This window comes from Agromyces sp. NPDC057865 (assembly GCF_042796995.1).
Taxonomy (GTDB): domain Bacteria; phylum Actinomycetota; class Actinomycetes; order Actinomycetales; family Microbacteriaceae; genus Agromyces.
The window spans coordinates 592,028-615,648 of record NZ_JBHVMJ010000001.1 but is presented as its reverse complement, the minus strand read 5'-3'; the positions used below and the strand labels follow the sequence as shown (position 1 = coordinate 615,648).

Sequence of the window (23,621 nt, the reverse complement as noted above, 5' to 3'; positions counted from 1 at the left end):
GGTGGGGGGGGGGGGGGGGGGGGCCCCCCGGGGGGGGCGGGCGGGGGGGGGCGCGGGCGGGGGCGCCCCCCCCCCCCCCCCCCCGGGGGGGGGGGGGGGGGGGGGGGGCCCCGGGCGGCCCCCCGCCACCCCTTCCCCGGCCCGTTCACGCGGTCGCGGCATCCGCTCGGTTCGGCGGTCGAGTGGCCGGGTGGCAGGATGGTCCGGTGACCGACCAGCTCCACGACCCCGGCTTCCGCGGCTTCGCCTCCGACAACTACTCCGGCGTGCACCCCGAAGTGCTCGACGCGATCGCGGCCGCGAACGGCGGGCATCAGATCGCCTACGGCGAGGACCAGTACACCGAGCGCCTCCAGGAGGTGTTCGCCGGGCACTTCGGCGAGGGCGTCGAGGTGTTCCCGGTGTTCAACGGCACCGGCGCCAACGTCACCGGCCTGCAGTCGATGCTGCCGCGCTGGGGGGCGGTCGTCTCGGCGTCGACGGCCCACATCAACTCCGACGAGGGCGGCGCCCCCGAGCGGGTCGGCGGCATGAAGCTCCTCACCGTGCCGACGCCCGACGGCAGGCTCACGCCCGAGCTCATCGACCGCGAGGCATGGGGCTGGGGCGACGAGCACCGCGCCCAGCCGCTCGTCGTGTCGATCACGCAGACCTCCGAGCTGGGCACCGCGTACACCGCCGAGGAGATCCGTGCGATCGCCGATCACGTGCACGAGCGCGGCATGCGCCTGCACCTCGACGGCGCCCGGCTCTCGAACGCTGCCGCCTCGCTCGGACTGCCGCTCCGCGCCTTCACGCGCGACGCCGGCGTCGACGTGCTGAGCTTCGGCGGCACCAAGAACGGCGCGCTCGGCGCCGAGGCCATCGTGGTGCTGAACCCCGAGGCATCCGAGGGCCTGAAGTACCTGCGCAAGCTCAACATGCAGCTCGCCTCGAAGATGCGGTTCGTCTCGGCGCAGCTCGTCGCGCTGCTCGAGGGCGACCTGTGGATCCGCAGCGCGTCGCACGCGAACGCGATGGCCCGCCGCCTGCGCGACGCACTCGACGCCGGCATCGCGTCGGGCGACCTGCCCGGCCTCGGCTTCACGCAGGAGACCCAGTCGAACGGCGTGTTCGCCACCCTGCCGGCGGGCGTCGCCGACCGGCTGCGCGACCGCGGCTTCAAGTTCTACGACTGGGACGCCTCGCGCAACGAGGTGCGCTGGATGTGTTCGTTCGACACCAGCGAGGCCGACATCGACGACTTCGTGGCTGGCATCCGCGACGAGCTGCACGCCGCGGCCTGACTCGACCCGCAGGCGCAGGCCCGGCCAGGCGGTCTGGCCGTCAGGAGGTCGCGACCCGCGCACCCAGCTCGTCGGCGATGCCGCCCGCCCAGGCCTCGATCGCATCCCACTCGCGATAGTCGCCCTCGGGGAGGATGTCGCGGATGGCCGGCATCCAGGCGATGATCCGGTCGCCGCCGCGCACCTTGTCGCGATCGAAGGCACCCCGGAACACCTGCGTGCCCCGTGGGTGGATGAGGTCCCCGTACAGCGCGAACTGCTTGGGCTCCGCACCCTTCAGCACGTCGTGGCCGTCCTTGTCGACCGTCTCCGTCCCCACGGGGCCGCTGCTGAACAGCCAGGTCGCGTGCGCGGCGAGCTCGTCCGCGTTGCGCTCGACGAGCTTCCTCGCGTCCTTGCGCCAGTTGAACTCGTACACCGCGGACCCGATCACGTACGCGTCGTACCCCGACACCTCGTGCAGGTCTTCGCAGCGCTTCAGGTCGACCTGGAGACCTCGGCGGCGCAGGACCTCGCCGACCCGCTCGGCGATGCCCTTCGTCGCGCCGTACTTGCTGGCATAGGCGACCAACGCCTTCATCGATCCCACCTCCGGCGGTCGCGTCGCGACCTCGATCGAAGGCTACGGCGATGCGCGCTTGCGCAAGGGGGCGAAGGTCCCACGGCGCGCACGACCGATGACGTCGCGGTGCGGCATCCGGAATATCTCCAGCTTGCATGCGTTGGAATGGACTGGGTCGACGGCGCCCCGGCAACCGCTCCATCGCACGAAAGCTGATCGCTCATGACCCTCGTCACCGACCTCACCTCCCGTAAGGCCGACACCACCGCGCCCCTCATCCACCCGCTCGTCGAGCGCTGGAGCCCGCGCGCCTACGACCCGACCGCCGTGGTCTCCACCGATGTGCTCCGCACCATCCTCGAGGCCGCCCGTTGGGCGCCGTCGGCGAACAACACCCAGCCGTGGCGCTTCATCGTCGCCCGCCGCGGCAGCGACGCGTTCACCACCGTGCACGACGCGCTCATGGGCTTCAACCAGGCCTGGGCCGACTCCGCCGCCGTCCTGATCGTGAACATCGCCGAGACCGCCGACGACGAGGGCAAGCCGCGTCCGTGGGCGCGTTACGACCTCGGCCAGGCCGTCGCCCACCTCACCGTGCAGGCACAGCACGAGGGCCTGCACACCCACCAGATGGGCGGCTTCGACGGCGCCCGCATCGCCCAGGCGTTCGGCCTCGGCGAGCACTTCGAGGTCGTCTCGATCACCGCGATCGGCGTGCTCGGCGACCTCGACGCGCTGCCCGAGCCCCTGCGCGAGCGCGAGGTCGCGCCGCGCCTGCGCAAGCCGCTCGACGAGCTGGTCGTCGCGGGCGAGTAGCCCACGCCCACAGCGCCCGGTCGCGTCGAGTGAACCCGAGCGGATGCCGCACTCCCCCCGGTGCGGCATCCGCTCGTTTCGTCGGTGCACGGTCGAGTTGTGTGGCGCGCACCACGACGCGATGCGCTACTGCAGGAAGAACCTGCCGAAACGCCGCGAACGGCATGCGCGCGATCGGCGTGTCGGCCCGATCTTCCTGCATTGCACCGACCGGGCCGGGCCGCTCAGCCCGCGCGCTGCTCCGCCAGGTATGCGCGCAGGTGCTCCACGACGAGGTCGTGGTCGTCCTGCTGCGGCAGGCCCGAGACGCCGACCGCGCCGATGACGGCGCCGCCCTCGAGGCGGATCGGCACGACGCCGCCGTGCGCGGCGTACTCCCGCGGGTCGAGCCGGGCGTGGGTGTCGAAGTCCTCGCCGTTCGCGCGGAACGACTCGCCGACGAGCAGCGACGCCCCGCCGAACCGCTCGACGACGCGGTGCTTGCGGTCGAGCCACCCGTCGTTGTCGGCGCTCGCGCCGGGCAGTGCCGCATGGAACACCCGCTGGGGCCCGAACCAGATCGCGATCGCGACCGGGAGCCCGCGCTCCGCGGCGGCGGCGCGGAGGCGCCCGCCCAGCTCCCACGCGTCGTCGAGCGTGAAGGTCGCGAACCGCAGCTCGGCGTCCTCGGCCACCAGTCGATCCCGGAGCTCGCTCATGGCCGCAGCAGCACCTTGATCGCGCGACGCTCGTCCATCGCCGCGTACGCCTCGGCGGCGTCGCGCAGCGGGAGCTCGAGGTCGAACACCTTGCCCGGCTGGATCGCGCCCGACAGCACGTCGGGCAGCAGCTCCTCGATGTAGCCGCGCACCGGCGCGACGCCGCCGTTGACGCCGATGTTGCGGTTGAACAGCGGCCGCACCGGCAGCTCCGGCCCGCCGTTCGGCGCACCGACGTAGCCGATCATGCCGCCCGGCCGCGTCGACCGGATCGCCTGGTCCATCGACTCCTTGGTGCCCACGCACTCGAGCACCCGGTCGGCGCCGATGCCGTGCGTGAGCTCCTGCACCGCCGTGACGCCCACGTCGCCGCGTTCGGCCACGATGTGGGTCGCCCCGAACTCGCGGGCGAGTGCCTGGCGGTCGGGATGCCGCGACATCGCGATGATCGTCGTCGCCCCGAGCCGGCGCGCGGCGATGATCGCGCAGAGCCCGACCGCACCGTCGCCGACCACCGCGACCGAGTCGCCCGGGCCGACCCCTGCCGACACCGCCGCGTGGTGGCCGGTGCCCATGACGTCGGAGAGCGTGAGGAGGCCGGGCACCTGCTCGTCGGTGATCTCCTCGCGCACCGGCACCAGCGTGCCGTCGGCGAGCGGCACGCGGATCCGCTCGCCCTGGCCGCCGTCGGCGAAGCCGCCGAGGCGGTCGTCGCTCCCCCACCATCCGCCGTGCAGGCACGACGTCGAGACGCCGTTGCGGCAGTTGATGCACGTGTTGTCGCACACGTAGAACGGCGCGATCACGAAGTCGCCGACCCGGATGCGCTCGACGCGGTCGCCGACGGCCTCGACCACGCCGACGAACTCGTGGCCGATGCGGTGCGGCTCGCGGGTGGGCGTGACGCCCCGGTAGGGCCACAGGTCGGAGCCGCAGACGCACGAGGCGACGACCTTCACGATGGCGTCGCCGCCGGTCGAGAGCACGGGGTCGGGCACCGTCTCGACGCGGATGTCGCGGGGCGCGTGGATGAGGGTGGCGAGCATGGTCCGAGCCTACGCGCCTCCCCAGAATGAGGGCTTCTCATGTCCATCCGGTCCGGAGCGCGACTTCTGCGCGGACGTGATCGAGTTCATCGGGTGAGGCGCGCCCCCGCTCACACGTGCGGCACGAACGCCTGCCACGCGAGTCGCTTCTCGCGTCGCGGATCCGACTCCACCCGGTCGACCCGATCGAGCACGAGCGTGCGGCGGGCGGCCTCGTCATAGCGCGGCCACGTGGGCTCGGGTGCGCCGGATGCCGCGAACGCCGTCCAGTGCCGCTGCATCCGCCGCCCGACCTCGCGGTACATGCGGCGACCGCCGAGCAGCGTGAGCCCGGCGCCCGTCCAGGTGTCGAACTTCTCGAACAGCGCGAAGAGGTCGAGGCCGTGCGTCGCGTCGAGGCCGATGAGCCGGGCGATGCGCGGCGCCGCGTCGAAGCGGTAGAAGTACACCGGCGCGTGGCGGGAGTGCCGCTCGCCCACCTTCACGCTCGGGAACCAGAACGTGAAGTCGCCGCCGAAGTCCGCCGCCGGCCGCGGGTCGGGCAGCCCGGGGTACTGGCGCTTGATCGCCTTCCGTGCCTTCTTGCGCGTGTTGGCGAACACCGCCCGGATGCGCGGCTTCGTCGTGGGCAGGATGCCGATCCGGCCCTGGAACAGCGACCCCTCGCGGTCGTTCGTGCCGATGATCAGCGGGATCGGGTGGGCGCTGCCGTCGCGGAACGCGTCGAGCGGGCGCTCGGGGAGGAACTCGCCGTCGATGACGGGCGCGAGGCTGATGGTGCCCGGCCGCTCATCGGGCGTGGCCACGGAGAGCGCCGTCGTGGCCTCGGCGAGCATCGTCGCGTCGGCCGTGCGGAGCAGGTGCGACGCGTGTTCGGGCGAGCCCGCGACCGCGTCGTCGCCGACCATCAGCCCGAGCATCCGCACGTACTCGTCGGCGAAGCGCGCGGCGGTGGCCGCCGTGTACACCGCGTTGGCGGGCGCGCTCTGGGCGATCGCCCGGGCGAACAGCCCCTCGGCCGCCGGCACCGCCATCAGCGTCGTGACCGAGTTCGCGCCCGACGACTCGCCGAAGAGCGTGACGTTGCCCGGGTCGCCACCGAACGCGGCGATGTTGCGCCGCACCCAGTCGAGCGCCAGCACCTGGTCGCGCAGCCCGAGATTGCACTCGAGCGGATGCCGCGCCGACGAGTACCGGCGGAAGTCGAGCCATCCCAGCGCACCGAGCCGGTAGTTGAGGCTGACGTAGACGACGCCGTGGCGCCGGACGAGCAGCTCGCCCTGTCGCGGGTACTCGCCCGACGAGCCCACGCTGTACGCGCCGCCGTGGATGAAGACCATGACCGGGCGGCCCTCGGCGGGCTCGTCGGGCGCGAGCAGGTTGACGCTCAGGCAGTCCTCGCTGCGCGGCAGGCCCGGATGCGCGCCGATGAACTGCCCTCGACGGTTCTGCGGCGCCACGGGCCCGAACTCGGCGGCATCCAGCACGCCGTCCCAGCCCGCAGCCGCCCTGGGCGCACGAAAGCGGTGCTCCCCGCCGGTCGACGCGCCGTAGGGGATTCCCCGCCAGCTGCGCACCCCGCCCCGGCGGACGCCGCGCACGGCGCCCGCGTCGGTCTCGACGAGCCGCGCATCCGCCCCCGTCGCGCGCCCGAGCAACTCCGGCATGCTCCGAGCCTAGGCGCGGACGGGCCATGGGGCGAGGTGCTTGCGGAGGCCGGCTGCGCGATGTCGGCGGCATCCGTCAGGATGTTGCAGTGATCGGCATCAGGACGTTCTGGAGCGCACTCCCCACCGAGGGCCGCTGGCTCCTGTCGACCGTCGCGATCCAGACCCTCGGGCGCGGGCTCACGCTGCCGTTCACGATCATCTACCTGCACGAGGTGCGCGGATTCGAGCTCGACCTCGCCGGCGCGCTGATGAGCCTGATCGCCATCACGGGACTCATCGTGACCGGTCCGGGCGGCTCCCTCATCGACCGGTTCGGCGCCCGAGCCGTGCTGCTCGCCGGCCTCACCGCCATGATCGCCGGGTGCACGCTGCTCGCGTTCGCGACCCACCCCGCGGTCGCGGCGGTGGCCCTCGTGCTCATCGGCGTGAACTTCGGCGTCTCGTGGCCCGGCTTCAACGCGCTCATCGCGTCGGTCGTCGACGGCGACCTGCGGCAGCAGTACTTCGGCGTCAACTTCGCGCTCGTGAACCTCGGCATCGGCGTGGGCGGCATCATCGGGGGGTTCTACGTCGATGTGAGCTCGCCCGGGACGTTCACCGTGATCTTCCTGGTCGACGCGGCCACGAGCCTCATCCCGATGGCGCTGCTCCTCGGGCCGCTCCGTCACGTCCGCACGCAGCACACGCCGTCCGACGACGCGCCGGCGGCCGGCGGCTACCGCGAGATCATCCGGCAGCCGGCGATCCTGTGGCTGAGCCTGCTCACCTTCATCGCGATGTTCATCGGCTACGGGCAGATGGAGGCGGGCTTCCCCGCCTACGCTCGGCAGGTCGCCGAGGTGTCGACGCGCACCGTCGGCCTCGCGTTCGCGGTCAACACCGCGGTCATCGTGCTGCTGCAGTTCACGGTGCTGAAGCGCATCAGCGGCCGGCGCCGCACGCGCGTGATGCTCGTCATGGCGGGCGTGTGGGCGCTGTCCTGGCTCGTCCTCGGCGCCGCCGGGCTGCTGCCCGACACGGTGGCCGCGGCGATCGGCGTGCTCGCCTTCATGGGCGTCTTCGCGTTCGGCGAGACGCTGCTGCAGCCGACGGTGCCGGCCGTCTACAACGACCTCGCCTCCGACCACAATCGAGGCCGCTACAACGCGATCAACGCGGCGGCGTTCCAGGCCGGCGCGATCACCGGACCGATCGCGGCCGGCATCCTGCTCGACCAGGACCTCGACGTCGCCTACATCGCGCTCATGGTCGTGGGATGCCTGGTCATCGGCGTGCTGGCGATGGCGCTCGAGCGCCGCATCCCGCCGAGCGCGAACGGCGTGATCGAACCCGCCGAGGCGACCCCGGCGCCGCAGCCGCCGAGCTGACCCCCCGCCTACTCGACGATCTCCGCGTCGACGATCTCGTCGTCGGGCCCACCGCCCGCCGCCACGGGCCCCTCGGCCCGCGACACGGTGAGCGTCTGACCGTCGGGCGCGAGGGCCACGAGCACCGAGTCGCCGTCGCGGATCTCGCCGGCGAGCAGCGCGCGGGCGAGCCGGTCGTCGATCTCCTTCTGCATGAGCCGTCGCAGCGGGCGCGCACCGTAGAGCGGGTCGTACCCGCGCTCGGCCAGCCAGGCCCGGGCGTCGGGCGTGACGCCGAGCTCGAGCCGGCGCTCGTGCAGGCGCGCCGAGAGTCGGTCGATGTAGAGGTTCACGATCTCGCCGAGCTCCTGCTCGCTGAGCGCCGAGAACACGACGATGTCGTCGAGGCGGTTCACGAACTCGGGCTTGAAGGCCTGCCGCACGGTCTGCAGCACCGCCTGCTCCTTGTCGCTCCACGAGAGCCCCGGGTCGATGAGGTACTGCGAGCCGAGGTTGGAGGTGAGGATGAGGATCACGTTGCGGAAGTCGACCGTGCGGCCCTGCCCGTCGGTGAGTCGGCCGTCGTCGAGCACCTGCAGCAGCACGTCGAACACCTCGGGGTGCGCCTTCTCGACCTCGTCGAGGAGGATCACCGAGTACGGACGCCGCCGCACGGCCTCGGTGAGCTGGCCGCCCTGCTCGTAGCCGACGTACCCCGGAGGCGCGCCGACGAGCCGCGAGACGGAGAACTTCTCGCCGTACTCCGACATGTCGATGCGCACCATGGCGTGCTCGTCGTCGAAGAGGAACTCCGCGAGCGCCTTCGCCAGCTCGGTCTTGCCGACGCCGGTCGGGCCGAGGAACAGGAACGAGCCGGTCGGACGGTTCGGGTCGCTGAGGCCCGCGCGGGAACGGCGCACGGCGTCGGCGACCGCCGCCACCGCGGGCTTCTGCCCGATGAGGCGCTTGCCGAGCTCGGACTCGAGGTGCAGCAGCTTCTCGGTCTCTCCCTGCATGAGCCTGCCGACCGGGATGCCGGTCCACGCCGAGATGACCGCGGCGATGTCCTCCTCGGTCACCTGCTCGTTCACCATGCGGTTCTCACTGCCGGCGTTGCCGGAGGCATCCGCCTGCTCGGCCGCATCGAGGTCGCGCTGCAGGTTCGCGATCGTCTCGTACTCGAGCTTCGACGCCTTCGGGTAGTTGCCCTCGCGCAGCGCGAGGTCGCGCTGGGTGATCGCCTCGTCGAGCTTCTTCTTCAGCTCGCCCACGCGGTTGAGGCCCTGCCGCTCGCGCGCCCAGCGCTCCTCGAGCTCGGCGAGGTGCCGCTCCTTGTCGACGAGGGTCTCGCGCAGCTTCGCCAGGCGCTCCTTCGAGGCGTCGTCCTTCTCCTTCTTGAGGGCGAGCTCCTCGAGCTTCATGCGGTCGACCTCGCGCTTGAGCTGGTCGATCTCGACGGGCGACGAGTCGATCTCCATCTTCAGCCGCGACATCGCCTCGTCGATGAGGTCGATGGCCTTGTCGGGCAGCTGGCGGGCCGTGATGTAGCGGTTCGAGAGGGATGCCGCGGCGACGAGCGCGGCATCCGTGATCGTGACGCCGTGGTGCGCCTCGTACCGGCCCTTGAGCCCGCGGAGGATCGCGACGGTGTCTTCGACCGACGGCTCGCCGACGTACACCTGCTGGAAGCGGCGCTCGAGCGCGGCATCCTTCTCGATGTACTCGCGGTACTCGTCGAGCGTGGTCGCGCCGATGAGGTGCAGCTCGCCGCGCGCGAGCATGGGCTTCAGCATGTTGGATGCCGCGACCGACCCCTCGCCGCCGCCGGCGCCCATGAGCAGGTGCAGCTCGTCGACGAACGTGATGACGCGACCCTCGGACTCGTCGATCTCCTTCAGGACGGCCTTCAGCCGCTCCTCGAACTGGCCGCGGTACATCGCACCGGCGACGAGCGCCGAGATGTCGAGCGCCACGAGCTGCTTGTCCTTCAGCGACTCGGCGACGTCGCCCTCGACGATGCGCTGCGCCAGCCCCTCGACGACGGCGGTCTTGCCGACGCCGGGCTCGCCGATGAGCACGGGGTTGTTCTTCGTGCGCCGAGTGAGCACCTGGCTGACGCGCCGGATCTCGCTGTCGCGCCCGATCACGGGGTCGAGCTTGCCCTGCTTGGCGAGGTCGGTGAGGTTCACGCCGTACTGTTCGAGCGCCGACTGCTGCTCCTCCTGCGAGCTCGGCGCGCCCTGCATGTTGGCCACGTGCGGCCTCCTTCCACAAACTTGAGTCTACTACGCTCAACTTTGACCCGAAGGCGGGTATTCCGGTTCGGTCGCGTGGAACTCGCCCCATCGTTCACGCTAGACCGGATGCTCCGCGGCCCGCCACCGAGACGGCGAACACCACCGCGAACCCGCCGGCGCAACCCGGAATGCGTTCCGCCGCGGCGGGGTTACGGTCGGAGGAGGACGAGAGACCGGGAGGACGCATGCCGCTCGAAGGCGAGTACGCACCCAGCACGTCAGGCTGGGCGAGGAAGCAGGCCGAGGCGTTCGAGGCGAGCGACGGTGCCGAGGCGAACACGTTGCGCGGACGCCCGATCATCGTGCTCACGACGGTCGGCTCGAAGTCGGGCAAGCTCCGCAAGACGGCCCTCATGCGCGTCGAGCATGACGGCGAGTACGCCGTCGTGGGCTCGCAGGGCGGGTCGCACCACGATCCGAAGTGGGTGTCGAACCTGCGGCGGCATCCGCACGTCGAACTGCAGGACAACGCCGAGAAGCACGACTACACCGCGCGCGAGCTCGAGGGCGAGGAGCGCGAGCGCTGGTGGCGCCGTGCGAACGAGACGTGGCCGTCGTACGACGGGTACCAGGAGAAGACGGACCGGCAGATCCCGGTGTTCCTGCTCACGCGCATCGTGCTCTGAGGCAGGAGGTCTCGATTCGCGTCCAGCTGCGCCGGGCGCTACTCGACCACCGGCGGCGCTAGGTCAGAGCCAGCGCATCGTGAACGCGCGGGCGAGCAGCGCCCGGAACGGCGGGATTCCCAGCACGCGCACGGCCGCGTTGCGGGTGCGCAGGCGCAGGCCCGCCGCCGGCGCGCCCATCCGCATGTTGAACGCCGCCTGCCGCAGCGCGCGTGACGCGGCCGACCGCCGCACCCGGTCGTAGGCGTCGAACGCCTCGAACGGCGCTCCCACGGCGAGCGCCGCGGCGAGGTCGTGATCCAGCCGCACGGCGTCGAGCCAGCCGAGGTTCATGCCCTGTCCGCCGATGGGGCTCACTTCGTGAGCGGCGTCGCCGACGAGCGCGACGCGGCCCTGCGACATCCGCGACGCCAGGTGCTGGCGCGCCTCGAAGGCGCTGGGCTCGCCGGCCGCCGCCACGTCGAACGTCCCGCCGCTCCGCGACTGCACGATCGTGGCGAGCTGCCCGGCGGTCGGCTCGGCCGGCGGACGTCGCACCCACGCGACCCAGCGACGCAGGCCGCCCGGCATCGGGAACGACTCGACGACCCCCGCCGGCTCGAAGTGCAGCAGGGCCGTCTCGGGCTCGCCGGTGTCGTCGCGGGTGTCGCCCATCACGTAGTGGGCGCGCCCTCGCCGATCGTGCCAGGCGATCCCCAGCGCGTCGCGGATGCCGCTGCGCACGCCGTCGGCGGCGACCGCGTACCACGCCGTCACGCTGACGGGCTCGCCGCTCCCGGCGGCACCACCGCCTCCGCTCCCACCGGGGGCGTCGCCGTCGCCGGCGCGCTCCACGCCCTCCACCACGACGTGCGTGCCACGGTCGTGCACCATTCCCACCTCGACGCCGCGGCGCAGGCTCCCTGGGCGCAGCCGCTCGAGCCGCGCCTCCAGCAGGTCCTCGGTCTCGAGCTGGGGCAGCGACAGCACGGTGCCGGCCTTCGCGAACGACATCGAGCCGAGTGTGCGTCCCTCGCAGGTGACGCGCCCCGAGTGGATCTGCACGGCCCGGGCCCGCACCTCGTCGCCCACGCCGGCCCGTGCCAGCGCGCGAAGGCCCGGAGGGTGGATGCCGATCGCCCGGGATCGCCCGCCGCGGGCGGTCCGGCGCTCCAGCACCACCACGTCGAGGTGACGACGAGCGAGCAGGCACGCGAGCAGGAGGCCGACCGGCCCGCCGCCGATGATCACCACGTCGTGGCGCGGCTCATGGGGCAGGCGCTCGCGCTCAGGCATCCGCGCCCCACACGACCTCGAGCCGCGACGGGAACCCACGCCGCACGCTCCAGCCCGGCGGCAGCACGCCCGCGAGCTCGCGCGCGGTGTGGCTGCGCCGGATCGAGGTGAGCCCGTCGGGACGGATGTACGAGCCCTTCAGCAGGTTCGGCTGGAACGGCAGCGTGCCGAGCGCGAAGCCCGCGTAGCCGAGCCGCGACCGCTCGATGTCGGCGTGCACCGCGACGCCGCCGCCGCGCGCGAGCCGCTCGGAGTCGGCGAGCAGCGCGCCGAGCGCGGCCCCGTCGAGGTGGTGCAGCACGTGGTTCGAGAGCACCACGTCGAAGCGCTCACCGGCGAGCGCCAGCTCGGTGCTCGAGACGCGTCGCAGCACCAGGCCGGGTTGCGGCGGCTGGCTCAGTGCCCAGTCCAGTGCGCGCGGATCGGGGTCGATCGCGGTCACCTCGAGCCGCAGCCCGTCGGCGTGCGCGCGGTGGAGGAGCGCGCGCGGCAAGTCGGCCCCGCCCGTGCCGACGTCGAGCACGCGCCGCGTCGCGGTCGGCGACAGGGCCGGGCGCACCCAGCGGCGGTACACGGCCCCCACGTTCGACACCACCGCGTTCACCTGCGCGAACCGGACGTACGTGCGCTCGAGCGCATCGAGGTCCGCGTCGGGGTCGTCCATGAGCTCCGTCGCGTCCTCGTCGCGCCGCGCGAGGAACCCGCGATCGACGAACCGGGGCGCGGCCATCGGCTCAGGCGCGCACGGTGAGCAGGGCCGACTCGACGGTCAGGCCCGGCCCGAAGGCCATGGCCGCGACGCGGTCGCCGTCGGCGGCGGCATCCGAGTCGAGGATGTTCCGCAGCACGAACAGCACCGTCGCGCTCGACATGTTGCCGTAGTCGCGCAGCGTCTCGCGCGCGGGCACGAGCTGCGCCTCGGTGAGTACCAGCCGCGATTCGACCTTGTCGAGGATGCTGCGACCGCCGGGATGGATGGCCCAGTGCTCGATCGCGTCGCTCGAGGCATCCGTCGCCAGCGCCTCGGCGAGCGCCGGATCGTGGTCGAACAGCGGCTCGAGCGCGCCCGTGATGTGGCCGTCGATGATCGCGGGGATCGCGTTCGACAGCACCATCTCGAAGCCGTGGTCGCCGATCTTCCACGCCATGTCGCCCTCGCCGACGGGCGTGATGCGCGTGGCGAAGCGATCGAGGTCGAAGGCGCGCTCCCCGTCCTCGAGGGGGCGGGCCGTGACGATCCCCGCGCCGGCGCCGTCGGCGAAGAGCGACGAGGCCACGATCGTGTCGGGGTCGTTGGAGGAGCGCAGGTGCAGCGTGCAGAGCTCGACCGAGACGACGAGCACGACGGCCGCGGCATCCGCCTCGCACAGCTGCTTCGCGATGCGGAGCGCGGGCACCGAGGCGTAGCAGCCCATGAACCCGAGGTGGTAGCGCTCGACGCCGGCGTCGAGTTCGAGCTCGCGCGCGATCACGAAGTCGGGACCCGGGGCGTAGAAGCCCGTGCACGACACCGTGATGATGTGCGTGACATCGGATGCCTCGATGCCCGGCGTTGCGGCGATCGCCGCGCGGCCCGCCTCGACGTAGAGCTTCGTGGCGAACTCGGCGTAGAGCTCGTTGCGCGCCTTGGTGCCGGGGAACAGCAGCTCGCCGCTGTCGATGTCGAAGAACACGGGTTCGTCGGGATGCGCGTCGCGACTCAGCTCTTCGAGCACGGTGTGCCGCGTCTCGATGCCCGACACGTTGAAGCTCGTCGAGACGATGCGCTGCGCGAGGCGGTTCAGGCCCGGCTGCGTCCCGAAGACGTCCCGCACCTCCTCCTGGATCAGCACGGTGGGCGGTACGACGGTCGAGAGTCCCCTGAGCGCGACGGCCATGCCTCATCGTAGAGGGGCGGGCGGATGCCTCGGCAAGGGGTGCACGGCCGTTCGCAGGCAAGGCACAGGCCGGATGCCGCGAGCGCGCGTTCCGCAGCCGCTCGCCGGACACGACGGAACGGCGGCCGGGTCCCACGTCTCACGAGTGAGGGCCCGGCCGCCGGGTCGTTGCTCAGCCGAGCAGCTTCGCCTTCGCCGCGGCGAACTCGTCGTCGGAGAGGATGCCCTGCTCCTTCAACGTGGCGAGCTTCTGCAGCTCGGCGACGACATCGGTGCCGCCGGCGGGCGCCGCCGGAGCCGCCTGCGCGGCCGCAGCCTGCTGCTGGGCGACGGCCTGCTGCGCGGCGGCGTTCATCGCCTCCTGCTGCTGCATGGCCTCGTACTGCTGCTGCTCGTACTGGTTCTGCGCCTTCTCCTGCTGGTGTCGCTGCACGCTGCCCGACACCGCGGTCGCGGTGCCCGCGACGACAGCGGTGCGGGCGGCCATCCCGACGAGACCAGGACGTCCCATCCTCCTCAGCATGTGCTTCCCCTCACTCCGTAGCGGCGGCCTCGGCCTCTTCGGCCTCGGCCATGATGGCGTTGACGACCGGCGCCGGGATGCGCTCCGATTGCAGGAGCACGCCGCCGGACTCGGCGAACCGCGACGCGAGCCGCTTCGCCCAGACGAGCTCGATGGCGAGCATCGCGCCGGAGGTTCCCGGCGGGATCGCCCCGCCGAGGTCGTTGACGTCCTCCTCGCCGACGAGGCCGTTGGCCTCGAGCTCGATCTCGGTCACGTCGATCTCGTCGCCGAGGTCCTCGATCTCGACGATGTCGAGGTCTCCGTTCTCGGAACGCGACACGACCACCGCGTCGAGCAACCGGATGTCTCCGGCCTCGACGAGGTCTCCGATCGCCTCGAAGGTCGCGGCATCGGGCCGCTCACCAGGGAACCCGACGACCAGGATCTCGACGGGTCCGTACTCGAATTCAGGCATGTTCCCCCTCTCACCTGAGGGCAGCGTACGCCCGGCGCGACGGTTCGGGAAGAGCCGATCCACCCCCGCTTCCCGGGGTCTATCCCCGGGCCCGTCCCCGGCATATCATGCAGACACGATCAGTGGTCGATCGCGGTGGCGCAACGGAACGGGGGTTCCAGTGGGCGTGAGTGTGGATGCGGGATCCGGCGGCCGAGGCATCCGCTCGACGCGGCTCAGGGTGGAGAGCGAGGCGGTCTACGCCGGCACGGCGGCGGCCGTGGTGTGCGGCATCGTCGCCTTCACCCTGTTCATCGGCCGGATGGTCCCGCTGTGGGGCGGCGGCCTGTCCGTCGGAGCGATCGCGGCGATCTCCGCACTCCTCGCCGGCGTCGTCGCGGCGTACCTCGGCTACTGGCGATCCCGGCACCGCCCGGGCCAGGAGTGGCGCCTGCGCATCCGGCCGTGGAAGTTCGTGCTCGACGCGACCACCGTCGCGCTCGTGCACGCGGCCCTCGCGGCGATCTTCACGGCGTCGGTGTTCGTGGTGCTGCAGCGCAGCTTCGACGGACTCGAGGTCGACGTCATCATCGGCACCATCGCCGTGATCGCGGCGACCGGGGCGAGCGGCTACCTCATCTACCTGTCGGTGTCCGACATCACGACACGCAAGATGGCGACGCTGCTCGTCTCGTTCATGGCGCTCTCGACACTGGCGTCGATCGCCGCAGTCGAGGACGAGTACTGGTGGGAGTACCACTTCAGCCAGCTCGGCACGGCCGGCGACTTCTCGGCGTGGATGTTCAACACCACCCTCATCGTCGCGGGCTTCTTCGTCACGACCTTCACGCTCTACCTGCACCGCGACCTCACGACGCTCGTCGACCGCGGCATCCTCGAGCACCGCTGGGCGCCGCGCTTCATGTCGGTGACGTTCGTCATCCTCGGCGTCATGCTCGCCGGCGTCGGGCTCTTCCCCGTCGACGTCAACATGGCCGTGCACAACGGCTGCGCGTCGGGCATGGCCGCGGCGTTCGCCGTCATGGTGCTCGGGTCGCCGTACATCCTGAAGGGCCTGCCGCGCCGCTTCTTCGTCATCTGCTACGTGACATTCGCGATGCTGATCGGCGCGTTCCTGCTGTTCACGCCCATCGCGTACTACAACCTCACGGCGTTCGAACTCATCGCGTTCACGATCATCTTCAGCTGGATCACCGTCTTCATCCGGTTCATCGACGCCGTCGTCGCCTCCACCGCGGATGCCGCGGCGCCGCCGTCGCCGCCGTCCACCGCGGCCGTACCGGAGTCCGTCAACTGAGCGGAGGAGCCGCCATGACCATCGCACTCGACACCCGGACCGACCAGGCCCTCCTGCCCCGCAAGGCGCGACGCGACCTCGGACGCGAGGCGCGCACGAGGCTGCCCGTCGAGGCGCACGGCGAGGTGGCGTCGTCCGACCGCGACCCGATCTCCGTGCTCGAACGCCAGGCCGAATCGCGCGTCCCGAGCCTCATCGCCCTCCGGCACAGCCGCATGGCCTCGTCGCCGTTCGCGTTCTACCGGGGAGCGGCCGCCATCATGGCCGACGACCTCCGCGAGGTCCCCGACTCCGGCATCATCACCCACCTCTGCGGGGACGCGCACCTCTCCAACGTCGGGGTGTTCGCCTCGCCCGAGCGGTCGCTCGTCATCGACCTCAACGACTTCGACGAGACGGCGCCCGGCCCCTTCGAATGGGACGTCAAGCGCATGGCCGCGAGCTTCGAGATCGCAGCCCGCGCACGCGGATTCGACGACGAGACCCGCGCCAGGATCGTCATGCGCGTGGTGCGGGCGTACGGCGCCGCGATGCGGCAGGCCGCGCGCACCCCACTCGTCGAGCTCTTCACGGCGCGGCTCGACATGGAGGACGTGCTCACGGGGCTGAGCAGCGAGCTCGCGACCGAGGCGTCCGAGCGCGCCCACCGCCTCATCGCGAAGTCGCGTCGCCGCGACAGCCGGCAGGCCGCGAATAGCCTGGCCGAGCGGGTCGACGGCGTCTGGCGGTTCAAGTCCGACCCCCCGATCCTCGTCCCGTTCCGGCACCTCGCCGAGGAGAGCGGGCTCGCCATCGACGAGGGCGAGCAACGCCTGCGCGACATCTTCGAGACCTACCGCGAGACGCTCCCGCCCGAGCGCCGGCGCGTGCTCGATCGCTTCCGCATGGTGGACGCCGCGATGAAGGTCGTCGGCGTCGGCAGCGTGGGCACGCGCGCGTGGGTCGTCCTGTTCCAGGGCAACGGCAAGAACGACGTGCTCATGCTGCAGGCCAAGGAGGCGCAGCAGTCGGTGCTGGAGCGGCCCGACGAACCGAGCGCGTACGCGCACCAGGGGCAGCGTGTGGTGCACGGCCAGCGCATCATGCAAGCGCTCGGCGACCTGCTGGTCGGCTGGACCACCGGCACGGGCATCGACGGGCAGGATCGCGACTTCTACGTGCGACAGTTCCGCGACTGGAAGGGCTCGGCCGAGCCCGAGATCATGGAGCCGTCGACCATGCGCCTCTACGCCGAGTACTGCGGCATCATCCTCGCGCGGGCGCACGCCCGCGGCGGCGATCCGGCGGTGATCAGCGGCTACGTCGGCGACGCGAAGGACCTGGCCCGCGCCATCCTCGACTTCTCGGTGGCCTACGCCGAACGCACGGAGGCGGACCACGCGGCGCTGCTCGCCGCGATCGCGGAGGGCCGCGTCGAGGCGTCGGCATCGTGACCCGGGCGACCCCGCCGACCGGCGCTCCAGCGACGGCCGCGGAGAAGGCGTCGCGCGCGGTGATCCCGCTCGCGATCGCCCAGTTCATCATGGTGCTCGACAGCTCGGTGATGAGCGTGTCGATCAGCCAGCTGGTCGAGGAGTTCGACACGACCGTGTCGATGATCCAGCTCGCGATCACGCTCTACGCGCTCGTCATGGCCGCGCTCATGCTGACCGGCGGCAAGATCGGCGACCTGTTCGGGCGCCTGCGGATCTTCCGCATCGGGCTCGTGATCTACGCGATCGGATCGCTGATGACCGCGCTCGCGCCGACCATCGGCATCCTCATCCTCGGCTGGTCGTTCATCGAGGGCGCGGGCGCCGCCCTCGTGCTGCCGGCGCTCGCGGCCCTTGTGGCCGGCAGCTACGAGGGCGCCGCGCGAGCCCGCGCCTACGGCATCATCGGCGGCGTCGCCGGCGCCGGCATCGCGATCGGGCCGCTGCTCGGCGGCTGGCTCACGACCGAGTACTCCTGGCGCTGGGTGTTCGCCGGCGAGGTCGTCTTCGTCATCTTCGTGCTCGCGGTGAGCTCGTGGATCACCGACGACCACGTGCGCGCGAAGTTCCGCCTCGACGTCGTCGGGTCCATCCTGTCGGCGCTCGGACTCGCGCTCGTCGTCGTGGGGGTGCTGCAGAGCGGCACGTGGGGCTGGATCCAGCCCGTGCAGTCGCCGATCACCCCGTTCGGCTTCGCCCTCACGCCGTTCGTCATCGGGACCGGGCTCCTCGTGCTCTGGGCGTTCCTCGCCTGGGAGCGGCACGTCGCGAACCGGGGTCGCGTGCCACTCCTCGACGTGACCAACCTCCGGATCCCCGCACTCCGATCGGGCCTCGCGAGCCTGCTCGCGCAGAACCTCGTGCTGCTCGGCATCTTCTTCGCCGTGCCGCTCTACCTCCAGATCACGCAGGGCATGGACGCGTTCCAGACAGGCCTCCGCCTCCTCCCGACGTCGATCGCCATGCTCGCCGCCGCCGCGATCGGCGCGCGACTCGGCGGCCGCTTCGGCGCACGAGCCCTGGTGCGCGTCGGGCTGCTCACGATCGCCGTCGCCTGCCTCGTCATCATCTCCACGATCGAACCCCAGCTGGCGACGACGCCGTTCGCCATCGGCATGGCCCTCGTCGGCCTCGGCACCGGCCTGCTCGCCTCGCAGCTCGGCAACGTCGTGCAGTCGTCGGTGCCGTCCGACGCCCGCAGCGAGGCCGGCGGCCTGCAGTACACCGCACAGAACCTCGGCTCGTCGCTCGGCACGGCGCTGATCGGCTCGCTCATGGTGGGCGCGCTCGCGGCATCCGTGCTGGGCCTCATCGCCGACGACCCCGACATCGAGTCGGCCGTCGCCGACCAGGTGACCGTGCAGGTCTCCTCGGGCCTCGAGTACATCCCGCCGGCGCAGGCCGAGCAGGCGCTGCTCGAGGCCGGCATCCCGGCCGACCAGGTCGACGACCTCGTGGCGAACTACTCGGCGGCCCAGCTCATGGGCGTCAAGCTGGGCATGCTCGCGTGCGCCGCGGCCGCGCTCCTCGCACTGCCGTTCACGCGGCGCCTGCCCGACCGCAAGGGCACGATCCCGGCCGACTGAGCCGACGGGTCAGCCGCCCCGCCGTGGCATCCGTCGACGGGTCAGCTCGGCGCGGCATCCGTCGCCGCCGCAGCAGCTCCGGGGTCGGCTGCGGCGCTGCCACCGGATGCCGCGGGGTGCCGCCGGAGCTTGCGCTCGGCCTTCGCGGCCGCGTCCTCGGCCTCCATGACCTTCTTCGCCTCGTCGAAGTCGCCGAGCGCGGCGCGTGTCCACGTCATGTTCGGGTTCGAGTCGACGAGCAGCATCCGCACCAGCAGCGTCAGGGGGATGGCGAGGATGGCACCCATCGGGCCGAGTACCACCGCCCAGAACAGGACCGAGAAGAAGGTGATCGACTGGCTCAGCGCCACTGCGTTGCCGACGACGCGAGGCTGCACGAGCGACTGCACCACCGCGTTGATGATGCCGTAGACCACGATGACCGCGAGGACGAGCGGCCAGCCTCCGACGAGCGCGCCGAACACGATCGGCGGGATGATGGCGATGAAGTAGCCGACGTTCGGGATGAAGCTGCAGAGGAACGCGAGCACGCCCCACAGGGCGGCGCCCGGCACGCCGAGCAGCACCAGGGCGATCCAGTTGATCACGCCCTGGGCGATGCCGAGGAACGTGGTCACGACCATGTACCGGCGCACCCCGATCGTGTACGCGAAGGCCGCCGTGGCGAGCAGGGGACGCCGCGGGTACAGCTCGCGTACGAGCGTCCGCACCGGGGACGAGTCCATCGCCATGAGCATGAGCATCGTCAGGAGGATCACGGCCGCGGTCACGAACCCGGCGGCGCTGCCCACGACGCTTCCGATGACGTCGAGGATCTTGCCCGGGTCGAACCACGTCGTGATCTCGTCGATCTGCTGCTGGCCGAGGCCGAGGCTCGACAGCCACGTGCCCACGTTGGACGCCCACGACTGCAACTCGTCGGTGTACTGCGGGAGCAGGGCGAGGAACTGGGCGAACGAGAAGAAGAAGGCGAACGCGAACGCGCCCAGGAGCAGCACGACGGCGAGGATCACCGCGACCGTCGCGACGCCCCGCTTGATGCCATGCCGCTCGAGCCATGACCGGAGCGGGTAGACGCAGATCGTGAGCACCAGCGCGAAGAACGACCAGATGAAGATCTCGGCGATCGCGGCGATGCCGAAGGACACGACGACCGCCCCGGCGAGTCCGAGCATGATGAAGGCGGTGCGATGCGCCGACACCGGCGTGGTGTCGGCCGGTGGCGCGTCGGGTGCGGCCGGTTCGGGCGGCTCGACCTCAGCCTGCTTGCGACGGTTCCACCACATGGTGACTCCCCTCCTGGGCCGGGTTCCCCGACAGGCGTCGGAGCGTTTCAGCACGATCGTCGGGCTCCACGAGCAGCGCTCGCACGAGCAGGGTGAGCGGGATGGACAGGATCGCCCCGATGGGCCCGATGACGAAGGCCCAGAAGACGACCGAGAAGAACGAGAGGGTGAGGCTGAGGTCGACGGCGTCGCTCACGAACTTCGGCTGGATGAGCACCTGCAGCGTCACGTTGATGACGCAGTAGGCCAGCACGACGGCGAGCGCGAGCGGCCAGCCGCCGACGACGAGGGCGAGCACGGCCGGCGGGATGAGTCCGAGCACGAAGCCGATGTTCGGGACGAAGTTCGTGACGAATGCGAGGATCGCCCACACGATCGGGATCGGGATGCCGAGCGCCCAGAGCAGCAGGCCGTCGAGCACGGCCACGATCGCGCCGAAGGTCGCGTTCACGACGTAGTAGCGGCGCACGCCGCTGAAGTACCGGGTGCCGATTCCGTCGGCGCGCGCGCCGCCGAACACGGTGCGCAGGCGGCCGAACCGGGCGGCATCCGCGGCCATGAAGATGACGTAGGCGAGCACGAAGAAGAACGCGGTCGCGAACCCCAGCACTGCATCGGCGACGGATGCCGCGATGCCCACGAGCGTGCCGGGCTCGAGCACCGACGATGCGGCAGCGGATGCCTCGTCGGTGAGCCCCAGCGTCGAGAGCGTGTCGGCGATCGACGCCGCGGTCGCCTGCAGCTCGTCGGCGTAGTCGGGGAGCATCGCCACGAACTGCGCCGAGGCGAAGATGAGCAGGCCCGCGAGGATGCCCAGGATGAGGTACGCGACCACGATCACGAGCGTCGTCGCGGCCCACTTCGGCCAGCCGCGACGCTCGAGCGGGAAGCGCACGGGGTGCGCGATGATCACGACGACCGCCGCGACGGCGACGGGCGCGAGGATCTCGCGTCCGAGCCAGATGCCCGCGAAGGCGACGACCGCGGCGGCGAACGTCAGCAGCACGCGGGTGCCGTGCGCCAACCCGGTCCGGCCCGCGCCTGCCCCCGTGGGGGCATCCGTCGTCGCCGGCCCGGTCATGTCAGAAGCTCCCGATGCCCTTGCCGATGACGACCACGCCGATCACGAGGAGCAGCACGGCCATGACCGTCGCATTGTTGTGCACCAGCCAGGTCCTGAGCGACTCGAGCGGCCCGGCCATGCGGGCGGATGCCACGAGGTAGGCGATCACGGGCACCGCGACCGAGCTCGCGGCGATGAGGGTGAACACCAGGATCGCGATGACGTCCTCGCCGACCGTGAGCCCACCCGTACCGATGGTGATGCCCGCCCCGACCGCCATGATGAGGTTCTTCGGGTTGACCGCCGAGAGGAGGAAGCCGAGCCCGAACCCGCGACCCGCGTTCATGTCGTCGATCGCCGACATCCACTTCGGCAGCGGCGGCTCCTCGCCGGGCTTCGGGCGGCTGCGCCACTGCCGGATCGCGAGCAGCAGGAGCAGCACGCCGAGGACGATCTTGATGACGCCGGAAACGGGCTTCGCGGCGTCGGGGTCCTGCTCGGGCAGGACCGACGACAGCAGCGTGAACACGACGACGGCCACGACGATGCCGATGACCCAGCCCAGCAGGAAGCCGACGCTCGTGCCCTTCGCCTTCGGCGAGAGCAGCATGAGGATCGCCGCGATGATCGGGATCGGACTGATCGCGATCCCGACCGCCAGCGGCAGGATATCTCCGATGACGGATCCCAAGAGTCCCCCTCGTCGACGCCTGCTCAGCGTGCTGATTGCACACTAGCGGTCGGATGCCGCAGGCGGGCGGGAATCCCGCTCAGGGCGTCGGCGCGGCGAGCGCCTGGATCGCCGCGCGGTTCGTGTCGTACACCGGACGGTCTCCGAGCAGGCCGAGCTCGACGAGCCGCCGGCGGGCGTCGGGGCGCACCCGGCTGAAGGCGAGCGCGACGCCCCGCTGCTCGAGCCACGCCAGCAGCGCCTCGAAGCTCTCGGCGCCCGTGACGTCGACGTCGGTCACGGCCTCCATGTCCACCACGAGGTGTCGCACCGGGCCGTTCCCCGCGTGCTCCGCAGCCGTGACCGCGCGCTTCACCGCATCGTCGAACACCGTGCCGTTGGCGAAGAACAGCGGTGCCGCGAGGCGGATCACGATGACGCCCGGTGCCGTCACGGCGCCGCTCGGCGCCTCGTCGAGCAGCGAGTCGGTCGGCTCGCCGCCGGCCTCGAGCACGTCGATCGCCGGGTTCGCGGCCCGCTTCGCGAGGTTGATGAGCGCGAGCACGAACGAGACGAGGATGCCCGGGATCGCGCCGATGAACAGCGTGACGAGGAAGCACGCGGCGCCGACCACGAACTCGAACCGGTCCTGCCGCCAGAGCTGTGCGAAGTCGCGGATGCCGAGCAGCGGCAGGATCGCGACGCCGACGATCGCGCCGATCGCGGGCGAGGGGATGTCGGCGAGCAGCGCCGTGCCGAACAGCAGGAGCAGCAGGGTCCCGGCCGCGAGCACGAGCGAGGGCAGCTGGGTGCGGGAGCCCGCCTGGTCCATGGCGGCGGTGCGCGAGGTCGACGACCCGACGGCGAAGCTGGCGCTCGCCCCGGCGGCGATGTTGCCGAGGCCGAAGGCGAACAGGTCGCGGTTCGGGTCGGTGGCGTACCCGCGCTTCTCGCCGTAGGACCGGGAGACCAGCAGCCCCTCGGCGGTCGTCACGAGCGTCAGCGCGATCGCCGACGGGATGAGCACGAGCCACATCGACCAGTCGATGACCGGCCACGTGATCGCGGGCGGCCCCGCCGGCACCGCGCCGAGCACGTCGACGCCGGCCTGATCGTCGAGGTCGGCGATCACGACGACGATCGTGGCGAGCACGAGCACGACGAGCGCCCACGGCACGACCGGCAGGAAGCGGCGGCCGAGCAGCAGGATCGCGACCGAGACGATCGAGATCGCGAGCGACACGAGGTTGGTCGTGCCGAGCCCGGTCACGAGTCCTGCGACCTTGTCGACGAACTCGCCGCCCGAGTCGATCTGCACCCCGAGCATCTTCGCGATCTGGCTCACGAGGATGTCGAGCGCGAGGCCGCCGACGAAGCCCACGAGGATCGGCTTCGAGAGGAAGTTGGCGAGGAATCCGAGCTTCAGCACCGCGAGCAGCAGGAACAGGATGCCGCAGATGATCGCCTGGGCCATCGCGAGCGTCGCGTAGTCGGCGCTGCCGGCGGTGGCCAGCCCGCCGATCGACGAGGCGACGAGCGCGGCGGCCGCGGCGTCCGGTGACGCGACGAGCTGTCGGCTCGACACGACGAGCGCGTAGACGATCGTCGGCACGATGAGCGCGTAGAGACCGGCCGTGGCGGGCAGGCCGGCGATCTGCGCGTAGCCGATGTTCAGGGGGATGGCGATGGCGAGGAGCGTGACGCCGGCGGTGAGTTCGCGAACCAGGTTCCGGCGGCTCAGGCCCGCCAGCGGCTTCTGCATCGGCCC

At 71.5% G+C, this 23,621-nt stretch carries 21 protein-coding genes; 7 read left to right on the top strand and 14 right to left on the bottom strand.

Annotation, left to right across the window (positions count from 1 at the left end; genetic code table 11):
• Positions 1 to 206 precede the first annotated feature (206 nt).
• Positions 207 to 1,286, top strand: a complete 1,080-nt coding sequence (locus tag ACFVN5_RS02815) for a threonine aldolase family protein (RefSeq protein ID WP_376953106.1) — start codon at positions 207 to 209, stop codon at positions 1,284 to 1,286.
• Positions 1,287 to 1,326: 40 nt separating this feature from the next.
• On the opposite strand, the gene ACFVN5_RS02810 is transcribed toward ACFVN5_RS02815, so the two are convergent.
• On the bottom strand, positions 1,327 to 1,866 hold the full coding sequence (locus ACFVN5_RS02810) for a flavodoxin domain-containing protein (RefSeq protein ID WP_376953105.1): 540 nt from the start codon (positions 1,864 to 1,866) through the stop codon (positions 1,327 to 1,329).
• Between the two features lie 204 nt (positions 1,867 to 2,070).
• Here ACFVN5_RS02810 and ACFVN5_RS02805 point away from each other — a divergent pair, with 204 nt between their 5' ends.
• The gene (locus ACFVN5_RS02805; RefSeq protein ID WP_376953104.1) at positions 2,071 to 2,664 is read left to right on the top strand and encodes a nitroreductase family protein; all 594 of its coding nucleotides are present in this window, start codon (positions 2,071 to 2,073) and stop codon (positions 2,662 to 2,664) included.
• A gap of 224 nt (positions 2,665 to 2,888) precedes the next feature.
• Here the strand turns inward: ACFVN5_RS02805 and ACFVN5_RS02800 are convergent, their stop codons facing one another.
• The 3 genes from ACFVN5_RS02800 to ACFVN5_RS02790 all read right to left on the bottom strand — a co-directional run bounded on the left by ACFVN5_RS02800 (position 2,889) and on the right by ACFVN5_RS02790 (position 6,075).
• On the bottom strand, positions 2,889 to 3,362 hold the full coding sequence (locus ACFVN5_RS02800) for a heme-degrading domain-containing protein (RefSeq protein WP_376953103.1): 474 nt from the start codon (positions 3,360 to 3,362) through the stop codon (positions 2,889 to 2,891).
• Complete coding sequence (locus tag ACFVN5_RS02795; RefSeq protein WP_376953102.1) at positions 3,359 to 4,408, bottom strand: zinc-dependent alcohol dehydrogenase family protein; 1,050 nt, start codon at positions 4,406 to 4,408, stop codon at positions 3,359 to 3,361. The genes ACFVN5_RS02800 and ACFVN5_RS02795 overlap by 4 nt, the downstream gene beginning before the upstream one ends.
• A gap of 110 nt (positions 4,409 to 4,518) precedes the next feature.
• Positions 4,519 to 6,075, bottom strand: coding sequence for a carboxylesterase/lipase family protein (locus ACFVN5_RS02790; RefSeq protein ID WP_376953101.1), 1,557 nt, complete (start codon positions 6,073 to 6,075; stop codon positions 4,519 to 4,521).
• Between the two features lie 89 nt (positions 6,076 to 6,164).
• Here ACFVN5_RS02790 and ACFVN5_RS02785 point away from each other — a divergent pair, with 89 nt between their 5' ends.
• The gene (locus tag ACFVN5_RS02785) at positions 6,165 to 7,445 is read left to right on the top strand and encodes an MFS transporter (RefSeq protein ID WP_376953100.1); all 1,281 of its coding nucleotides are present in this window, start codon (positions 6,165 to 6,167) and stop codon (positions 7,443 to 7,445) included.
• 8 nt (positions 7,446 to 7,453) lie between these two features.
• Here the strand turns inward: ACFVN5_RS02785 and ACFVN5_RS02780 are convergent, their stop codons facing one another.
• Entirely contained in the window at positions 7,454 to 9,670 is a 2,217-nt protein-coding gene (locus ACFVN5_RS02780; protein WP_376954297.1) for an ATP-dependent Clp protease ATP-binding subunit, read from the bottom strand.
• Between the two features lie 236 nt (positions 9,671 to 9,906).
• Here ACFVN5_RS02780 and ACFVN5_RS02775 point away from each other — a divergent pair, with 236 nt between their 5' ends.
• Complete coding sequence (locus tag ACFVN5_RS02775; protein WP_376953099.1) at positions 9,907 to 10,347, top strand: nitroreductase family deazaflavin-dependent oxidoreductase; 441 nt, start codon at positions 9,907 to 9,909, stop codon at positions 10,345 to 10,347.
• A 63-nt stretch (positions 10,348 to 10,410) separates the two neighbouring features.
• On the opposite strand, the gene ACFVN5_RS02770 is transcribed toward ACFVN5_RS02775, so the two are convergent.
• From ACFVN5_RS02770 to ACFVN5_RS02750, 5 genes are all read right to left on the bottom strand, one after another.
• Entirely contained in the window at positions 10,411 to 11,622 is a 1,212-nt protein-coding gene (locus tag ACFVN5_RS02770; RefSeq protein ID WP_376953098.1) for an FAD-dependent oxidoreductase, read from the bottom strand.
• Positions 11,615 to 12,352 (bottom strand): methyltransferase domain-containing protein, encoded by a 738-nt coding sequence (locus ACFVN5_RS02765; protein WP_376953097.1) that lies wholly within the window; start codon positions 12,350 to 12,352, stop codon positions 11,615 to 11,617. The genes ACFVN5_RS02770 and ACFVN5_RS02765 overlap by 8 nt, the downstream gene beginning before the upstream one ends.
• 4 nt (positions 12,353 to 12,356) lie before the next feature.
• Positions 12,357 to 13,499, bottom strand: a complete 1,143-nt coding sequence (locus ACFVN5_RS02760; RefSeq protein ID WP_376953096.1) for a type III polyketide synthase — start codon at positions 13,497 to 13,499, stop codon at positions 12,357 to 12,359.
• Positions 13,500 to 13,671: 172 nt separating this feature from the next.
• Positions 13,672 to 14,010, bottom strand: a complete 339-nt coding sequence (locus tag ACFVN5_RS02755) for an SHOCT domain-containing protein (protein WP_376953095.1) — start codon at positions 14,008 to 14,010, stop codon at positions 13,672 to 13,674.
• Between the two features lie 22 nt (positions 14,011 to 14,032).
• Positions 14,033 to 14,479 carry a DUF6325 family protein gene (locus ACFVN5_RS02750; RefSeq protein ID WP_148733189.1) on the bottom strand — a complete coding sequence of 149 codons (447 nt, stop codon included), beginning with the start codon at positions 14,477 to 14,479 and terminating at the stop codon, positions 14,033 to 14,035.
• A gap of 220 nt (positions 14,480 to 14,699) precedes the next feature.
• On the opposite strand from ACFVN5_RS02750, the gene ACFVN5_RS02745 reads away from it, so the two are divergent.
• Genes ACFVN5_RS02745 through ACFVN5_RS02735 form a run of 3 tightly spaced genes read left to right on the top strand, consistent with a single transcriptional unit; the run spans position 14,700 to position 18,834 of the window.
• Positions 14,700 to 15,776: a DUF998 domain-containing protein gene (locus ACFVN5_RS02745; protein WP_376953094.1), complete on the top strand. Its 1,077-nt coding sequence runs from the start codon at positions 14,700 to 14,702 to the stop codon at positions 15,774 to 15,776.
• 14 nt (positions 15,777 to 15,790) lie between these two features.
• On the top strand, positions 15,791 to 17,209 hold the full coding sequence (locus tag ACFVN5_RS02740; RefSeq protein WP_376953093.1) for a DUF2252 domain-containing protein: 1,419 nt from the start codon (positions 15,791 to 15,793) through the stop codon (positions 17,207 to 17,209).
• Entirely contained in the window at positions 17,206 to 18,834 is a 1,629-nt protein-coding gene (locus ACFVN5_RS02735) for an MFS transporter (protein WP_376953092.1), read from the top strand. Before ACFVN5_RS02740 ends, ACFVN5_RS02735 begins: the two co-directional genes overlap by 4 nt.
• Before the next feature lie 41 nt (positions 18,835 to 18,875).
• On the opposite strand, the gene ACFVN5_RS02730 is transcribed toward ACFVN5_RS02735, so the two are convergent.
• From ACFVN5_RS02730 to ACFVN5_RS02715, 4 genes are all read right to left on the bottom strand, one after another.
• Positions 18,876 to 20,120 carry an AI-2E family transporter gene (locus ACFVN5_RS02730; RefSeq protein WP_376953091.1) on the bottom strand — a complete coding sequence of 415 codons (1,245 nt, stop codon included), beginning with the start codon at positions 20,118 to 20,120 and terminating at the stop codon, positions 18,876 to 18,878.
• Complete coding sequence (locus ACFVN5_RS02725; protein ID WP_376953090.1) at positions 20,092 to 21,201, bottom strand: AI-2E family transporter; 1,110 nt, start codon at positions 21,199 to 21,201, stop codon at positions 20,092 to 20,094. Before ACFVN5_RS02725 ends, ACFVN5_RS02730 begins: the two co-directional genes overlap by 29 nt.
• A 1-nt stretch (position 21,202) precedes the next feature.
• Positions 21,203 to 21,874, bottom strand: coding sequence for a GAP family protein (locus tag ACFVN5_RS02720; RefSeq protein ID WP_376953089.1), 672 nt, complete (start codon positions 21,872 to 21,874; stop codon positions 21,203 to 21,205).
• A 79-nt stretch (positions 21,875 to 21,953) separates the two neighbouring features.
• Positions 21,954 to 23,615 carry a SulP family inorganic anion transporter gene (locus tag ACFVN5_RS02715; protein ID WP_376953088.1) on the bottom strand — a complete coding sequence of 554 codons (1,662 nt, stop codon included), beginning with the start codon at positions 23,613 to 23,615 and terminating at the stop codon, positions 21,954 to 21,956.
• Positions 23,616 to 23,621 lie beyond the last annotated feature (6 nt).

Excerpts from the sequence above, each read along its gene's own strand:
- ACFVN5_RS02715 (WP_376953088.1), bottom strand. The coding sequence starts at position 23,615 with ATGCAGAAGCCGCTGGCGGGCCTGAGCCGCCGGAACCTGGTTCGCGAA.
- ACFVN5_RS02765 (WP_376953097.1), bottom strand. The coding sequence starts at position 12,352 with ATGGCCGCGCCCCGGTTCGTCGATCGCGGGTTCCTCGCGCGGCGCGAC.
- ACFVN5_RS02725 (WP_376953090.1), bottom strand. The coding sequence starts at position 21,201 with ATGACCGGGCCGGCGACGACGGATGCCCCCACGGGGGCAGGCGCGGGC.
- ACFVN5_RS02755 (WP_376953095.1), bottom strand. The coding sequence starts at position 14,010 with ATGGGACGTCCTGGTCTCGTCGGGATGGCCGCCCGCACCGCTGTCGTC.
- ACFVN5_RS02775 (WP_376953099.1), top strand. The coding sequence starts at position 9,907 with ATGCCGCTCGAAGGCGAGTACGCACCCAGCACGTCAGGCTGGGCGAGG.
- ACFVN5_RS02790 (WP_376953101.1), bottom strand. The coding sequence starts at position 6,075 with ATGCCGGAGTTGCTCGGGCGCGCGACGGGGGCGGATGCGCGGCTCGTC.
- ACFVN5_RS02740 (WP_376953093.1), top strand. The coding sequence starts at position 15,791 with ATGACCATCGCACTCGACACCCGGACCGACCAGGCCCTCCTGCCCCGC.
- ACFVN5_RS02805 (WP_376953104.1), top strand. The coding sequence starts at position 2,071 with ATGACCCTCGTCACCGACCTCACCTCCCGTAAGGCCGACACCACCGCG.
- ACFVN5_RS02795 (WP_376953102.1), bottom strand. The coding sequence starts at position 4,408 with ATGCTCGCCACCCTCATCCACGCGCCCCGCGACATCCGCGTCGAGACG.
- ACFVN5_RS02780 (WP_376954297.1), bottom strand. The coding sequence starts at position 9,670 with ATGCAGGGCGCGCCGAGCTCGCAGGAGGAGCAGCAGTCGGCGCTCGAA.
- ACFVN5_RS02730 (WP_376953091.1), bottom strand. The coding sequence starts at position 20,120 with ATGTGGTGGAACCGTCGCAAGCAGGCTGAGGTCGAGCCGCCCGAACCG.
- ACFVN5_RS02770 (WP_376953098.1), bottom strand. The coding sequence starts at position 11,622 with ATGCCTGAGCGCGAGCGCCTGCCCCATGAGCCGCGCCACGACGTGGTG.
- ACFVN5_RS02760 (WP_376953096.1), bottom strand. The coding sequence starts at position 13,499 with ATGGCCGTCGCGCTCAGGGGACTCTCGACCGTCGTACCGCCCACCGTG.
- ACFVN5_RS02750 (WP_148733189.1), bottom strand. The coding sequence starts at position 14,479 with ATGCCTGAATTCGAGTACGGACCCGTCGAGATCCTGGTCGTCGGGTTC.
- ACFVN5_RS02800 (WP_376953103.1), bottom strand. The coding sequence starts at position 3,362 with ATGAGCGAGCTCCGGGATCGACTGGTGGCCGAGGACGCCGAGCTGCGG.
- ACFVN5_RS02810 (WP_376953105.1), bottom strand. The coding sequence starts at position 1,866 with ATGAAGGCGTTGGTCGCCTATGCCAGCAAGTACGGCGCGACGAAGGGC.